The organism is Halorubrum sp. LN27, from assembly GCF_016635065.1.
Lineage (GTDB): Archaea > Halobacteriota > Halobacteria > Halobacteriales > Haloferacaceae > Halorubrum > Halorubrum salipaludis.
Genome location: NZ_JAEPET010000001.1, coordinates 2,699,857 through 2,715,186, shown reverse-complemented (window position 1 = coordinate 2,715,186; position 15,330 = coordinate 2,699,857). Strand labels below are relative to the sequence as shown.

At 69.0% G+C, this 15,330-nt stretch carries 11 protein-coding genes; 5 read left to right on the top strand and 6 right to left on the bottom strand.

Translation table 11 applies throughout. The annotated features are described in order from the left end of the window. Positions 1–61 precede the first annotated feature (61 nt). The 4 genes from JIN95_RS13350 to JIN95_RS13335 all read right to left on the bottom strand — a co-directional run bounded on the left by JIN95_RS13350 (position 62) and on the right by JIN95_RS13335 (position 2,831). Positions 62–346: a DUF6360 family protein gene (locus tag JIN95_RS13350; protein WP_200531796.1), complete on the bottom strand. Its 285-nt coding sequence runs from the start codon at positions 344–346 to the stop codon at positions 62–64. A gap of 82 nt (positions 347–428) precedes the next feature. Next, positions 429–851, bottom strand: a complete 423-nt coding sequence (locus JIN95_RS13345) for a universal stress protein (protein WP_200531795.1) — start codon at positions 849–851, stop codon at positions 429–431. 41 nt (positions 852–892) lie between these two features. Then, entirely contained in the window at positions 893–1,033 is a 141-nt protein-coding gene (locus JIN95_RS13340; protein WP_158224022.1) for a hypothetical protein, read from the bottom strand. Continuing rightward, positions 1,026–2,831 (bottom strand): ferredoxin--nitrite reductase, encoded by a 1,806-nt coding sequence (locus JIN95_RS13335; RefSeq protein WP_095635799.1) that lies wholly within the window; start codon positions 2,829–2,831, stop codon positions 1,026–1,028. The genes JIN95_RS13340 and JIN95_RS13335 overlap by 8 nt, the downstream gene beginning before the upstream one ends. A gap of 756 nt (positions 2,832–3,587) precedes the next feature. On the opposite strand from JIN95_RS13335, the gene nasA (JIN95_RS13330) reads away from it, so the two are divergent. The 3 genes from nasA (JIN95_RS13330) to JIN95_RS13320 all read left to right on the top strand — a co-directional run bounded on the left by nasA (JIN95_RS13330) (position 3,588) and on the right by JIN95_RS13320 (position 9,993). Then, positions 3,588–5,702: an assimilatory nitrate reductase NasA gene (gene nasA, locus JIN95_RS13330; protein ID WP_200531794.1), complete on the top strand. Its 2,115-nt coding sequence runs from the start codon at positions 3,588–3,590 to the stop codon at positions 5,700–5,702. A 219-nt stretch (positions 5,703–5,921) separates the two neighbouring features. Then, positions 5,922–8,096: an assimilatory nitrate reductase NasA gene (gene nasA / locus JIN95_RS13325; protein WP_200531793.1), complete on the top strand. Its 2,175-nt coding sequence runs from the start codon at positions 5,922–5,924 to the stop codon at positions 8,094–8,096. A gap of 547 nt (positions 8,097–8,643) precedes the next feature. Next, positions 8,644–9,993 carry an MFS transporter gene (locus tag JIN95_RS13320; protein WP_321169266.1) on the top strand — a complete coding sequence of 450 codons (1,350 nt, stop codon included), beginning with the start codon at positions 8,644–8,646 and terminating at the stop codon, positions 9,991–9,993. Between the two features lie 26 nt (positions 9,994–10,019). Here the strand turns inward: JIN95_RS13320 and JIN95_RS13315 are convergent, their stop codons facing one another. After that, positions 10,020–10,352 carry an uS10/mL48 family ribosomal protein gene (locus JIN95_RS13315; protein WP_200531792.1) on the bottom strand — a complete coding sequence of 111 codons (333 nt, stop codon included), beginning with the start codon at positions 10,350–10,352 and terminating at the stop codon, positions 10,020–10,022. A 203-nt stretch (positions 10,353–10,555) separates the two neighbouring features. Here JIN95_RS13315 and JIN95_RS13310 point away from each other — a divergent pair, with 203 nt between their 5' ends. Together JIN95_RS13310 and JIN95_RS13305 are read left to right on the top strand one after the other, a co-directional pair. Continuing rightward, positions 10,556–11,002 (top strand): NUDIX domain-containing protein, encoded by a 447-nt coding sequence (locus JIN95_RS13310; protein WP_200531791.1) that lies wholly within the window; start codon positions 10,556–10,558, stop codon positions 11,000–11,002. Between the two features lie 54 nt (positions 11,003–11,056). Beyond that, positions 11,057–12,076: a DUF5787 family protein gene (locus JIN95_RS13305; protein ID WP_200531790.1), complete on the top strand. Its 1,020-nt coding sequence runs from the start codon at positions 11,057–11,059 to the stop codon at positions 12,074–12,076. Between the two features lie 6 nt (positions 12,077–12,082). On the opposite strand, the gene JIN95_RS13300 is transcribed toward JIN95_RS13305, so the two are convergent. Beyond that, positions 12,083–15,160 carry an FAD-binding and (Fe-S)-binding domain-containing protein gene (locus JIN95_RS13300; RefSeq protein ID WP_200531789.1) on the bottom strand — a complete coding sequence of 1,026 codons (3,078 nt, stop codon included), beginning with the start codon at positions 15,158–15,160 and terminating at the stop codon, positions 12,083–12,085. Positions 15,161–15,330: the final 170 nt, after the last annotated feature.

Below are 15,330 nucleotides of genomic sequence, written 5' to 3'. Positions count from 1 at the left end.
TAAACGATCGCGTGACGGTGCGACTCGCTCGTTTCGCGCTCCCCGCTCCGAGGTCGGCCTCTCAGTCGTCCTCGCCCTCCTCCACCCGGTCTGCGTACCGCGTCAGCGCGGCCGCGACCGTCCGGGCCTGCTCGGGCGTGAGGTCGACCCTGTCGGCGTGGTTCGGAAGGCGATCGATATCGAGGCCGTCGAGTTCGAACTGCAGTTCGACGCGGTCGGAATCGCCGTCCGATGCGGTGACGTTCAACACGCCTGGGCCCTCCTCGGTCCAGTCGTAGCCGACGGCCGCCCCGTCGACGAGGTCCAGCGTGGTGTACGCGGTCACCGACGTGATCCGCTCGTTCATGCCCGGCCGGATGGTGGGAAGCGACATGGGCCTTCCGGCCGGCGTGAGAAACGGCGGCCCCGAACTACTCGGGCGTCCGGAACTACTCGGGCGTTCGCACCGTGAACACGGGCACGTCGGCGGTCCGGACGACCTTCTCGGCGACGCTGCCGAGCAGGTACTTCTCGATCCCGCTGCGTCCCCGGGTCCCCATGACGATCATGTCGGTCTCGCTGTCGGCGTACTCGGTGATCTTCGCGTGGGGGTCACCATCTTCGATCCGCGTGACCACCTCTATGTCCTCGTCGCTCAGCCGCCGTTCGAACTCCTCTATCACCTCCTCGCCCTCGGCGCGGAGGGAGTTGACGTTCTTGCTGCCGCCGGCGCCGACGCCGGCGTACGTCGTGTTCACGACGTAGAGGACGTGGACCCGCGCGTCGAAGGCCTCCGCCTGACTCACCGCGTGGGGGAACGTCCGCTTCGATGCCTCGCTGCCGTCGGTCGGGAACAGAATTTCGTCGTACATCTATTGAACAGAAGTGGATTTACGGTCGCGTCGTCCCCGAGTTACCAGCCGAACAGCTCCGGCGCGACGTCAGCCGACGCGTGTTGGGCGCGGTCCCCTGCGGGGTCCTCGGTACCGGTCGTCGGCTCCTCGGTTGCGGTCGCGGCGTCGTCCGTCCTCGGACCGATCGCGTGATCAGTCATCCGACGAGGCCACCCCCGGATTCGCGGCCGTCGTGCCGTCCTCGGCGAACGGGTACCACGACTGCTTCGCGTCGGTGAGCGTCGGGTCCGCGTAGTCGGTCTCCTCGGGCTCGCACAGCGCCGCGAGCGTCTCGTTGTCGGTCGCGTCCGCCCACTCGCGGAACGTCTGTCCCGGCTCGCGGCGCTCCGCGAACGCCTCGATCAGGTTGCGGATCGCGCCGGGGGCCTCGTCGGCGGGCACCCGCTGTTGGACGTAGTCGACGAACGAGGGCTCCTCGCCCATGCCGCCGCCGACGCCGATGTCGACCGCCTCGACCATCTCGCCGTCCTTCCGCGCCCGCATGCCGAGCAGGCCGATGTCCGCCGTGTTTGCCTGGCCGCAGTCGGCGGTACAGCCGGAGAAGTGGATCTTCAGCTGGTCGACGTCCGCCGGCAGGTCGACGTTCTCCCGGAACCAGCGGAGCATCGTCGCCATCCGGGTCTTGGTCTCGACGAGCGCGATCGAGCAGAACTCGGTGCCGGTACAGGCCATCGCGCCGCGGACGAACGGGTTCGGCTCGGGGCGGTGCTTCGCGAGCAGCGGCTCCGCGAGGAGGTCGTCGACGTCGTCGGGCTCGACATCGACGATGATGGGGTTCTGCCGGCGGGTGAGCCGGACTTCGCCCGACCCGTACTCGTCGGCGAGGTCGGCGAGCTCGATCGCCTCCTCGGCCGGCAGCCGACCGACGGGGACGCTCAGGCCCACGTACCGCCGCCCGTCGCCCTGCTCGTGGACGCCGGTGAAGTCCTTCTTCCCGTCGTCGTCGGTCGCTCCGGCGTTGTACGTGTACTCGTTGCGGATGTCCTCGCCGGCGGTCCGTAGGTCGGCGTCGACGTACTCCTCCTCGAGCAGGTCGCGGATCCACTCGGTGCCGTGCTCGTCGACGAAGAAGCGCGAGCGGTTCTTCGCGCGGACCTGCCGGTCGCCGTGGTCGTGGTACAGCTCGACGAAGCCGCGGACGACCTCGTACGCCTCGTCCGGGGTCACGAACACGTCGAGCGGGCGAGCGACCCGCGGCTCGCGACCGCCGAGCCCGCCGCCGACGCGCACGTTGAAGCCGAGCGTCTCCTCGCCGTCGCCGGACTCCGTCCGGCTGCCCGTCGAGGTTCCCTCGACGCTGTCGATCTCCTTTTCGGCGGGTTCGAGGCCGATGTCGTTGATCGCGTCCTGCGCGCCGCCCTCGGGGGTCCCGGAGATGCTGATATTGAACTTCCGGGGCATGTTGCTGAGGGCGTCGTCGCCGCGGATCTCCTCCTGGAACCGTTCGAGCAGCGGGAGCGTGTCGATCACCTCGTCGGCGTCCTTGCCGGCGACCGGGCTGCCGGAGATGTTCCGCATCGTGTCGCCGCCGGACGACCGGGTGGTCACGCCGACCGACTCCAGTTTCTCCCAGATCTCCGGGATGTCCTCGAGCTTGATCCAGTGAAGCTGGATCGACTGCCGCGTCGTCAGGTCGATCCACCCGTCGCCGAACTCGGGGTTCGACACCGGCCCCGACGCGTAGTCGCGGGCGACCTCGGCGATCGCGCGGAGCTGCCCGGGCTCTAAGATCCCGTTGGCGTTCGTCAGCCGCATCATGAAGTACCCCTCCTGGCCCGAGCGCTGGTGGAACACCCCCCAGAACTTGAACCGGGTGAACCACTTCTCGCGCTCGTCTTCCGGGATCGACTCGAACCCGGTCTCTGCGAACTCCAAGAGCTTCTCCCGCACTTCGTCGCCGTACATCTCGGATTTCCAGTCCTCCTTTTTGTTGGCCATCAGCGATCGACCTCCTCGTTGGTCCGGAACCGTTTCGCATCTATATTGGCCGAATGGTGGGTCATCTCGGTTAGAAATTTATAGGACACCATAAAATAGTTCGGCTTTTATAAAATCACAAAATAAGGCTGATAACGGAGCGATCGAAAAGACGGCCGCCAGAGCGAGATATATTTCCATCTCTAAGGAGAGAAATTATATATGCGGTAGCGAAGGCAGACAGAAATTCACGAATGCAAATCCGGCCGCGGATCGACTCGGATCGAGGTTGCCTCGGCCCGGTTCGGAGGTGCGGATCGGGCGAACTTGTCGAGGTCGGTGTCGATCTCGCGGGCCGCGTTCGCGGCGAGGGTCGTTCGTCGGGGACGGGCGCCCTTCGAGGTGGGAAGCTGTCCGGGGTGGGAGCCCGTTCGAGAGGAGTGCCTCGATCTCGATCGAGGCGGGGATCGATCGGGATAGCCCCGCCTCGCGTGTGCTGGCGCCTGGCACCGCGTGTGCGTCCGACACTCGCTCGCACGAGCGTGTGCGTGTTTATTTAGAAATAAACCGAATAACTAGCCGTTCTTTTTTGAAACACCGCTAATTTATCCATACCAAAACAGTTATACTGGTAATCAGGTATGTAGTATTCAGAAAGCAACTGATGCCACACTACGTGTGCGGGCCACCTATTTCGGACCGGTCACGGATCGGAACCGCCGGCGGATCGGCCGCTTCGGCGCGGCGCGGAATCACCACAGCGGAGTCGCACCGCCGATGAGCGAGTGGACGCCGACGACGTGTATGCGGTGTGCGGTCGGCTGCGGGCACCTCCAGCAGGGGTACACCAACAACTACGGGCTCGACACCGTCCGCGGCGACGCGTCGCATCCGGTCAACCGCGGCCTCGCCTGTCACCGCGGGGTCAGCGAGACCGCGGACCCCGACGGGGACTGGCTGACGCGACCGCTTATCAGGGAGGACGGCACCCTCGTCCCCACCAGCTGGGAGACGGCGATCGGCACCGTCGTCGAGCACATCGAGGACGCGCTCGCCGAATCGCGTGACGGCGTCGCGGTGTTGGGGAGCGGGCAGCAGACGAACGAGGCGGCGTACGCGCTGGGGAAGCTGGCGCGCGGCGGCTTCGGCACCCGCTACTACGACGCCAACACCACCCTCTGTATGGCGTCGGCCGTCACCGCCTACTACCAGGCGTTCGGGAGCGACGCGCCGCCGCCGACGTACGAGGACATCCCCGACGCCCGGACCCACGTGATCTGGGGCGCGAACCCCGCGGTGGCGCATCCGGTGATGTACCGGTGGATCGCCGACAGCGCGAGCGACGACGACAGCGAGCTGATCGTCGTCGACCCCGTCGAGAGCGAGACCGTCGACGACGCCGACCTGCACGCGCAGGTCGACCCCGGAACCGACCTGGCGTTCGCCCGGGCGGTGTTGGCGCAGGTCGTCGCCGACGGCGGCGTCGACCGCGAGTTCGTCGCCGAGGCGACGACCGGGTTCGAGGCGACGGTCGACTCGCTGCCGCCGGTGCGGGAGGCGGCCGAGGCCGCCGGCGTCACGGTCGAGACGGTCGAGCGCGTCGCCGACGCCCTCACGGACCCGACGCTGGTGTACTGGGGGATGGGCGTCAACCAGAGCGTGCAGGGGACCGCGACATCGCGGGCGCTCATCGACCTCTGTCTCGCGACGGGGAACCTCCGGCCCGGGAGCGGCCCCTTCTCGCTGACCGGACAGGCGAACTCGATGGGGACCCGCGTCTGCTCGTCGAAGGGGACGTGGCCCGGCCAGCGCGAGTTCACCGATCCGGAACAGCGGCGGTTCATCGCGGACGCGTGGGGAATCCCCCGGGAGCGACTCCCGGACGACCCGGGGCCGGGACCGGTCGGCATCGTCGACGCCGTCGCGGACGGGCCGCCCGAGGTGTGCTGGACGGTGGCGACGAATCCGGTCGCGGGGATGCCGGACGCGAGCGAGGTCGAGAGCGCCCTCGAGGACACCTTCCTCGTCGCGCAGGACGCCTTCCGGACCGAGACCGTCGAGCTGGCGGACGTGGTGTTGCCGGCGGCGACGTGGGGCGAGTCCGAGGGGACCGCCACCAACATGGAACGGCGGATCTCGCGGGTCCGCGCCGCCACGGAGACCTCCCCAAAGATCAAACAGGACCTCGACATCATCGTCGCGATCGGCGCCGCGATCGACGGGGAGCTGTTCCCGCGGCACGCGGTCTCGCCGGAGTCGGTGTTCGACGAGCTGCGCGAGCTGACGGCGGGGACGGCCGCGGACCTGTCGGGGATCTCGTACGACCGGCTGGAGGCGGAGCTCGCGGTCCGGTGGCCCGCCCCGTCGCCGGACGAGGAGGGCGGCTACCGCTACGTCGAGGAGGACGGTTGGGAGTTTCCCACGCCGTCGGGTCGCGCGCGCTTCTCGACCGGGACCCACGACGGCCTCGCCGAGCCGACCGACGACGAGTTCCCGCTGACGCTGACGACCGGTCGCCAGGCCGACGCGTACAACACCGGCGTCCGGAGCCGCGGCGCCGAGACCGACGCGCCCCCGACGGCGCGGATCCATCCGGAGACGACGCTGGAGTATATCGAGGCGTTCGACCGGGGGACGACGGTCGTCTCGTCGCGGCGGGGGTCGGCGACGATCGCGGTCAACCCGGACGACGGCGTGCCGAAGGGAGTGGTGTGGCTGCCGATCCACCACCCGGCCGTGAACGCCCTCACGCTCCCGGTCGTCGATCCCGAGTCCGACGAGCCGAACCTCAAGCAGTGCGCGGTCGACGTCCGAGCTCCGCAACGGTCGAACCCGTTGGTCCACGAGGGGCAGCCCACCGTGGACGGCGAACCCGCCGCGACGGACGACTGATGGCCGACCCGTCGCCATTCAGCCGGCGTTCGGTCGCCCCGTCGGGCCGGGTTACCGGGCCGGCGCCGAGCGCCCGGCGACAGTATACTACACGGTTGTTCATGCGAAAAAAGAATTATCCCGGATGAGGGGAAACGGAGAGCCAGACCGATCCGAGAACAGCACACGAATGTCCGTTAACACCTGCTCGATCGAGACGATCACGCAGCGTACCCGCCAATGACTGATCGTAAGCCGACGACCTGTATGCGATGCGCGGTCGGCTGCGGCTACCGACAGCGCGCCGGCGACGGCGGGGATCTCGTCGAGGTTCGCGGCGACGACGACCACCCGACGAACGGGGGCGAGACCTGCAGCCGCGGGGTCCGCGAGACGGTCGATCCGAGCGGCGAACGACTGACCCAGCCGCTGATCCGGCGCGGCGGGACGCTCCGGCCGACCGACTGGGACACCGTTCTCGGAACCGTTTCGGTGCGGATCATCGAGGCGCTCAGGAACGGCAACGACAACGTCGCGGTGTTGGGGAGCGGGCAGCAGACGAACGAGGCGGCGTACGCGCTGGGGAAGCTGGCGCGCGGCGGCTTCGGCACCCGCCACTACGACGCCAACACCACCCTCTGTATGGCCTCGGCGGTGCAGGCGTACATGCAGGCGTTCGGGAGCGACGCGCCGCCGCCGACCTACGAGGACGTTCCCGACGCCGAGACCCACGTGATCTGGGGCGCGAACCCGAAAATCGCCCATCCCGTGCTGTATCGCCGGATCGCCGACAGCGCGAGCGACGACGGCGGCGAGCTGATCGTCGTCGACCCCGTCGAGAGCGAGACGGCGGCCGACGCCGACCTGCACGTCCGCCCTGAGCCGGGGACCGATCTGGCGCTGGCGCGGGCCGTGCTCGCGCGGGCCGTCGACGACGACCTCGTCGATCGGGAGTTCGTCGAGCGACACACCGAGGGGTTCGAGGCCGTGGTCGGATCGCTGCCCGACGTCGACGTCGCGGCCGAGACCGCCGGCGTCTCCGTCGATCGGATCTCCGAGCTGGCCGCGGCGTTCGACGCTCGGACCCTCGTCTACTGGGGGATGGGCGTCAACCAGAGCGTGCAGGGGACCGGAGCCGCCCGCTCGCTGATCGACCTCTGTCTGGCCACCGGAAACCTCGGGCCCGGCAGCGGCCCCTTCTCGCTGACCGGACAGGCGAACTCGATGGGGAACCGCGTCTGCGCGTCGAAGTCGTCGTGGCCGGGGTACAGACCGTTCGGCGACACGGCGCACCGCAAGGCGATCGCGAACGCCTGGGACGTTCCCCTGAGCCGGCTCCCCGACTCGTCCGGCCCGGGGTTCGTGCGGATCATCGACGAGCTGGCGCGCGACAACGTCGACGTCTGCTGGACGGTGGCGACGAACCCGGCCGCGGGGATGCCCGACGCCAACCACGTCGAGAGCGCGCTCGAGGACGCGTTCCTGATCGTCCAGGACGCGTTCCGCTCCGACACCGTCGAGCTGGCGGACGTGGTGTTGCCGGCGGCGACGTGGGGCGAGTCCGAGGGGACGGTGATGAACATGGAACGCCGGGTCTCGCGGGTCACGGCCGCCCGAGAGCCGCCGGACGGCGTTCGACAGGACGTGGACATCATCGGCGCCGTCGCCGACCGCATCGTCCCCGAGCTGTTCGAGTCGACGCGCCTCGACCCGGAGGCGCTGTTCGACGAGGTCGCCGCCCTGACGCGCGGCACGACGGCCGACCTCTCCGGGATCTCCTACGGGCGGCTCTCCGAGGACCTGGCCGTCCGGTGGCCGGCCTCGGACGAGACCGCCGAAGGCGGGTACCGGTACTACGCCGGGGGCTCCGAGGACGACGGCGACGCGGGGGGCGTCGGCGGCGCGGCCGCCGGCGTCCCCGACGGCGACGGCCCGTGGTCGTTCCCGACCGACTCGGGCCGAGCGCGGTTCTCGAACGCGTCCCACGGGGGGATCCCGGAGCCGATCGACGAGGCGTACCCGCTCACGCTCACCACCGGTCGGCGTCCGGACGCGTACAACACCGGGGTCCGGACCCGGCCCGACGGCGACGACGAGAGCGCGACGGCCGCGCGGATGCACCCCGAGACGATCGCCGACAACCTTCGGGCGTTCGACCGGGGCGAGACGGTGATCGAGTCCCGTCGCTCCGCGGTGACCGTCCGGGTCGCCCCCGACGCGGACGTGCCGCCGGGGCTCGTCTGGCTCCCGGTCCACAACCCGGCGACGAACCGGCTCACGCTGTCCGCCGCGGACCCCGACTCGGCCGAGCCGAACCTCAAGCAGTGCGCGGTCGCGCTGCGGGCCCCCGACCGCACGGCCGCCGAGATCGTCGGCGGTTCGGGCCAGCCGAACGGGACCGGCTCCCACCCCTGACCGGGCTCGCCCGCCGCCGATCGCGTTTTGCTACCCGTTCGCGTCGTCTCTTACCTCCATGCCTGGCGCCGTCCGTGACGAGCCGAGTCGAAACGCTCGTCTGACGACCGGGCCTCCCACCGTCGACCGGCGTGTCCGTGGGTCGTGTTCACATGCAATCGCGATTAAAGAACTAAAACAGATCAGCGAGCGGTCCGAGGTAGATTCGTTCTTCCGAGAATATGTGAATAACGTTCGGATTTTTTAATTTCATTTTCGTCTAAGAGAATAATTCCCTGTAAGCGCGCTTCTTGGGAATGGTACAGCACGCAGTCCTAAAAATAATTATTTGTCAACCGATTCGTTTATTAATATCTGGTATGTGTTGTTACCTTGTACGAAATACCATGTTCACCCAATTCAATCCGCAATTGGTGTGCGATCCGGGTTCCGTTTCGGTCGAACTCTCGTCGCGCGGTGTCCTCCGGGGCGAGGGCTCGGTCGATCGGGCGATCGTGTCCGGCGAGCGTGCCGGTACCTTGGACCGTTCGACCGGAGGTGACTCGCGGTGAAAGCGACCGACCTGCTGTACGGGAAGTACCGGAACCTCATCCTCGCGACGGCAATGTTCAACCTCGGGTTCGTGATCTGGTTCTCGTTCGCGCCGTTCACCGGCGGCATCGCCGAGGAGTTCGGCCTCTCGGTCCAACAGCTCGGGATCGTGGCGAGCGCGGCGGTGATCGCTGTCCCGCTCGGTCGGATCGTCATCGGACCGCTGACCGACCGGTTCGGGGCGAACGTCACGGGCGGCGTCACGCTCGTGACCGTCGGGACGTTCGCGATCGTCAGCGCGTTCTCCCAGACGTACGAGGTGTTCATCGGGTCGCGGATCGTCGCGTCGCTGTCGGGGATCACGTTCGTCATCGGGATCCAGCACGTCGCCGAGTGGTTCGAGGAGGAGAACCTCGGCACCGCCGAGGGGATCTTCGCCGGGATCGGCAACGCCGGGGCGGGACTGGGGGCGTACTTCACGCTCCCGCGGATCTTCGGGGAGGCCTACGCGGACCCGATCTTCGGCTCCGCGTTCCTCGCCACCTCGTCGAACTGGCGGGCGGCGTTCTTCTACACGGGCGTGCTCGCCGTGCTGCTCGGGACCGTCTACTACGTCTTCGGGGCGGCCGCGAAGAGCGAGGCGAAGCGGGAGGCGACGAAGGCGGGCGTGAGCTGGGACCAGTGGCGGTTCATCGCCACCCGCTACGGCGCCGTCGTCCTCTCCGTGGCGTACGTGATGACGTTCGGGCTCGAACTCGCGATGAACGGCTGGCTTGGGACCTACTACCGCGAGGCGTTCGGCCAGGGCGACGTGGTCATCGCGGCGACGTTCGCCGCCTCCTTCTCGGTCGCCGCCGGGCTCTTACGCCCCATCGGCGGGTACGTCAGCGACCGCGTGGCGCGCAACGAGACGGAGCTGCTCCCCTTCTTCGAGGGGCAGTACCGCAACCAGTGGACGTTCGCCACGCTGTCGTTCGTCGTGCTGTCGATGTTCGGCATGACGCTCGCCGGCCTGACCGGGAACATCTACGTCGCGGTCGGCGCCGGCTTCCTCGTGGGAGTCGGCTGCGCGTTCTCCGAGGGCGCGATCTTCGCGCAGGTGCCGGCGATGTTCCCCGACAACTCCGGGTCGGTCGCAGGGATCGTCGGCGGGATCGGCACGGTCGGGGGCGTCGTCTACCCGCTCGCCTTCTCCGCCGCGTTCCTCCCGAACCTCCACGTCGGCTACGCGATCGTCGGCGCGTCGATGATCCCGATTCTGGCGCTCACGGCGTGGGTGTTCCAGCCGAAGGTCGCGGAGCGCGCGAACGACGACGGGTGGCTCGTCTCCGGCGAGCGGATCGTCGCGACCGGCGACGACGACTGAGTCGCCGGCTTCGCGGGGGTCGAAACTCAGTCGCGACGGTGCCCGAGCGGCTTCTTCTGGTCGACCTCGACCTCGACGTGGATCGAGTCGGGGAAGTCGCGGGCGACGACCTCGCGGGCGATGTCGTCCGAGCCGTGGATCTCCATCGAGCGCTTGTACACGTCGTAGCTCCACGGGGAGAACTCGTCGCCGGCACGGAGCTGTTTATAAAGCGGAACGCGAACCGTCTCGGCCGGCGTGGCGTGCGGGCCCTTACACTCGGCGCCCTTGCGTTCGAGCGTCGATTTGAGCTCCTGGACGGTCTCGGCGAGCACGTCGCGGTCGCCGGACGCGAAGGAGAGTTTCGTGACGAAGGTCATGGCTGGGGGTTACCGGAGTATGGTCGCCCGAGGAGTAAAAACGCACCTACCGAGCGCGGGCGCTACATCCACCGCCGAGAACACTGTATAAAAACCTCGGCGCCGGAGTCTAACGCCGCGCAGATCGGCCGAAGAGGGCCGTAACGCCCGGTGCGTTCGCGACTCCGACACCCTCTTTAGGGGTGGTTGCTTACCTGACGCTAATGACGGTCGAAGCGACAAGCGCTGGAGCCATCCTCTTCCGCGACACCCGCGGCGAACGGGAGTACTTGCTCCTGAAGAGCCGGCCGGGGGACTGGGAGTTCCCCAAAGGCGGGGTCGAGGGGGACGAGGAGCTCCAGCAGACGGCGATACGGGAGGTCGGCGAGGAGGCCGGGATCGAGGATTTCCGGCTGATCGACGGCTTCCGCGAGGAGTACGACTACGTGTTCGAGGCGAACGGCAAGACCATCCACAAGACGGTCCACCTGTTCATCGCGCGCTCGTTCGAGGCGAGCGCCGAGATCTCGAACGAGCACCGCGACCTGCAGTGGCGCGACTACGACCAGGCGCTCAACACGATCACGCAGAACGGCCCCCGAGAGATCCTCGAGGACGCCCACGAGTACCTCGACGAGCGGAAAGACGAGGAGACGGGCGAGTACGTCTGACTCCGGGGCGACCGTGACGATTCGCTTTTCATCCGGGCGTCGACGACTCCGGCCGTGACTCCGGACGCCGAGTTCGGCTACGAGCTCCTGGTCTGTCGGTACGCCGAGCTGTCGTGGCACCCGAGCGACGGCCCCCGTCCCGCGGTCGTCGCCCGCCAGCTCGGCACCGAGGAGCGCCGCTGGGACACGGTCGTGATCGAGGTCGACCCGGCGGCGTTCGCGGCCCGGCGCGCGTTCGGGGACCGGGCCATCGACTCGGACCTCCTCCACGTCGTGCGCCACGCCCCTGCCGAGTGGGGGTGGTACCGCGACGCGCTCCCGCACCCCGGCTACCCGTGGCGCTACGTCCGGCAGGCGGTCCACCGGGCCGCGGGGCGGGACCTGATCGAGAAGCGCCGCCGGAACAACCGGATCCAGCTCCGCCGGAAGCGGCCGTACCCGGACTGGGTCGAGCGGATCGTCGCGGTCGAGAACAAGCCCGACTTGGACCGCTCCGCGGCCGATCGGCTCGCCGACCAGCTCGTCCACGACGTGGAGACCGGCCTCGCGGACGAGGCGTGGCTCGCCACCGAGACGACCGGCGAGCGCGTCGAGCCGGCCCTGCTCCGCGAGATGCCCGTCGAGGCCGGCATCCTCGCGACCGACTTTGCCGAGGGGGTCCACGCCGACGCGGCCGACGTGGCGTGGCACCCGAGCGATCTGGGTCCCGCGGGCGGCGAGCGCCGCGACCCCGAGACTGAGACGCTCCGGCTGGAGATCGCCGAGCGCGCCTACGGGAAGGGGTGGCGCTCCTTCGCCGACACGATGCGGCCGGACTGTCGCCACTTCGAGCTCCGGCGGGAGGACCGCGCGCTCGTCCCGTACTGCGCGGCCAAGGAGAAGGTGCCGACCGGGAGGGAGTGTTCGGGCTCCTGTCCGGAGTTCTCGCCCGAGCCGCCCCAGTGGCGCACGAAGGGGTGGCCGATCGAGGGCGGTCCCGGGAAGGGGGTCGAGCTGGTCTTAGACCGGCGGCGGGAGCGGGAGCGCGACCGGGTCGCCGACGGCGGCGGCGACAGCGACGGCGACGACGAGTAGGTCCGCCTACGCCAGCGCCGCCGCCAGCTTCTCGACCGGGTGCGGCGGCTCGTCGGCGGCGCCGTCGCGCTCCTTCAGCTGGCTCCGGCAGGAGGCGCCGGGGGCGACGACCTCGTCGCCGTCGCTCTCGTCGACCTGCCCGAAGAGCGTCTCGCCGATCGCCTTGCTCATCGAGTAGTGTTCGGCCTCGTAGCCGAACGAGCCCGCCATCCCGCAACACGAGGAGTCGAGCGGGTCGACGCCGTACCCCGCGCGCCGGAGCACGCCGACCGCGTGGTGGTCCTTCTTCGTCGCCTTCTGGTGGCAGTGGCCGTGGTAGGTGAGCGCCTCCGTGGGCGCATCGAGATCGATCCCCTCGTCGAGCCGGTGGGCGTCGACGTACTCCATGACGCCGTAGGTGTGCTCCGAGACCGTCGCCACGTCGGCGTCGGGCACGTCGCTGGCGTCGCCGTCGAGCAGGTCGTGGTAGTCGCTCTGGAGCATCACGGCGTCGGTGGGTTCGACGACGACGACCTCCCAGCCGTCCCTCACGTCCGGCGCGAGCGTCTCGACGGCGTCCCTCGCCGCCGCGCGCGACTTCTCCAACATCCCCTTCGAGTGGGGCGGGCGCCCGCTCCCGTCCACGTCCGGAATCTTGACGTGGCAGTTCGCGGCCTCCAACACCCGAACCGCGGCCTTGCCCGCGCCGGGGTTCGTGTAGGTGGTGTACACGTCGGGGAACAGCAGCACGTCGCGGTCGGCCTCGGCGCGGGGGACGCCGGCGCCCCCGCGGGCCTCGAACCAGTCGGTCAGGCTCTCCGAGCGGAACGTGGGGAGGTCCCGCTCCTTCGCGATCCCGAGGACCTTCTCCGCGAGGAGCCCGGCGCCGGGGAGCTTGTTCGGGAGGTTCGAGAGGGGCGCGAGCGCCGAGCCCAGCGGCGCCAGCCGCTCGAAGTTCCCGAGCAGCCGCGTCCGGAGGTCGATCCCGTGCTCCTCGTGGTGGGCGTGCTCGACTTCTGCCTTGAGCTTCGCCATGTCGACGCCGCTCGGGCAGTCAACCTTGCAACCCTTACAGCCGACGCAGAGGTCCATCACCTCGGTGACGAACTCGTCGTCGGTCGGGTCGTCCGGGAGCTCGCCGTTCATCGCCCCGCGGAGCATGTTCGCCCGGCCGCGGGTCGCCTGGATCTCCTCCTCGGAAGCGCGGTAGGTCGGGCACATCACGCCGCCGGTGGTCTCCTGCGGGCCGCGACACCCCCCGCAGCCGTGACAGAGCTCGACCATCCCCTGCATCCCGTTGTCGATCGCCCACTCCATCGCGGGGTCGAAGCCGGCGTCGTACTCGTACTCCGAGTCGAACCGGAGGTTCTCGCGCATGTCGAAGTCGCCGCAGACGTTCCCCGGGTTGAGGAGCCAGTCGGGGTCGAAGGCGGTCTTCAGCTCGCGGAACGACTCCCAGAGGTCGTCGCCGTACAGCTTCCGGTTCCACTGGGTCCGGGCGCGGCCGTCGCCGTGTTCGCCGGAGACCGACCCGCCGAGCCGGACCACGGCGTCGGTGACGCGGTCGGCGATGTCGACCATCGCGTCAACGTCGTCGACGTCCTTCGTGTTGATCAGCGGGCGGACGTGGAGCACGCCCGGCCCGGCGTGCGCGTAGAACGTCGCGAAGGTGTCGTTCTCCTCGAGGATCGACTGGAACTCGCGGGTGTACTCGGGGAGGTGCTCGGGCGGGATCGCGCAGTCCTCGATGAAGGAGATGTGCTTCTCGTCGGTGGTGCGCGACAGGAGGATCGGGAGCCCGGCCTTGCGCATCTTCCAGAACCGGTCGCGCTTCGCGGGGTCGTGCGCCTCCATCGCGTCGACCGCGCGGCGGGGCTGGCTCGTCGTCTCGGCGGCGCCCTCACGCGGGTCCGCCTCCGTCTCCGGGACGACCGCGTCCGCGTCGCCGTCCTCGCCCACCCGGTCCGCGACGAGGTCGGCGACCTTCCGTTTCCCCTCGGCGTCGCTGTCGGCGTAGAACTCGACGAGGAGCACGGAGTCGGTCCCCTCGGGCAGCATGCCGACGACCTCCTCGAACTCCGGCGTGTCGGCCGCGAGGCCCAAGAGCACGTCGTCCATCACCTCGACGGCGGCGGGGTCGTGTTCGAGGATCGGCGCCACGTCCTCCATCGCGTCCAGCAGGTCGTCGTAGGTGAGCAGCGCGACCGCCTTCGTCTTCGGGATCTCGACGAGCGAGACGGTCGCCTCGGTCACCGTCGCGAGCGTCCCTTCGCTGCCGGCCATGAGCCGCCCGAGGTTGACCACGCCCTCCTGGCCGTACTCGCCGCGGTGCTCGGCGAGCAGCCGGTCGAGGTTGTAGCCGGAGACGTTCCGCTTCATCTCGGGGTAGCGCTCGTCGATCGCGTCCGCCTCGTCGTCGAGGATTCGGACGATCTCGGCGTGGATCCGCGGGAGGAGATCGTCCGCGTCGGGGTCGGCCGACTCGCGCAGGTCGTCGACGGCGACCTCGCCGAAGGTCGTCACCGTCCCGTCGGCGAGGACGACCTCGACCTCTTCCACGTAGTGGTCAGTCTTTCCGTACTTCAGCGAGTGCGACCCGGTGGAGTTGTTGCCGATCGCGCCGCCGATCGCGGACTTGTCGCGCCACGCCGGGTCGGGCGCGAACTTCAGCCCGTGGGGTTCGACCGCGGCGTTGAGGTCGCCGACGTACGCCCCCGCCTGCGCCCGGGCGGTCCCGGCGTCCGGGTCCGTCGACAGCACCTCGTCCATCGAGTCGGTGAGGTCGAGGACGACCGCCTCGTTGACGGTCTGGCCCGCGAGCGACGTGCCGCCCCCGCGGGGCAACACCGGGATCCCCTCCTCGTAGCAGTACTCGTGGACCGCCGCCACGTCCGCAGTCGACTCCGGCATCACGACCCCGATCGGCGTGACCTCGTACGCCGAGGCGTCGGTCGCGTACAGCCGCTTCGAGTAGTCGTCGAACCGCACGTCGCCGTCGACCCGGGACTCCAGCGCGTCCACCAGCTCCGGGCGCTCGGTGCCGCCCCCGGTGTAGTCGAAGTCTCCCCCCTCCCGCGGATCCGGGTCCGGCGTGTTGGTTGCCATGCGAGACCTTCACGGTCGAACTATGAAAAATCTCCTGACACCGCAGTGACCGCCGGAAGGCGACACCGGTCGAGAGGGCGTTCGCCGGCGGCGGCGGCGAGAGATGAGAGAGACGACCTGTCCCGGCGCGCAAGAGCCGGCACAACACCCATATATATTCCGTTGAATGA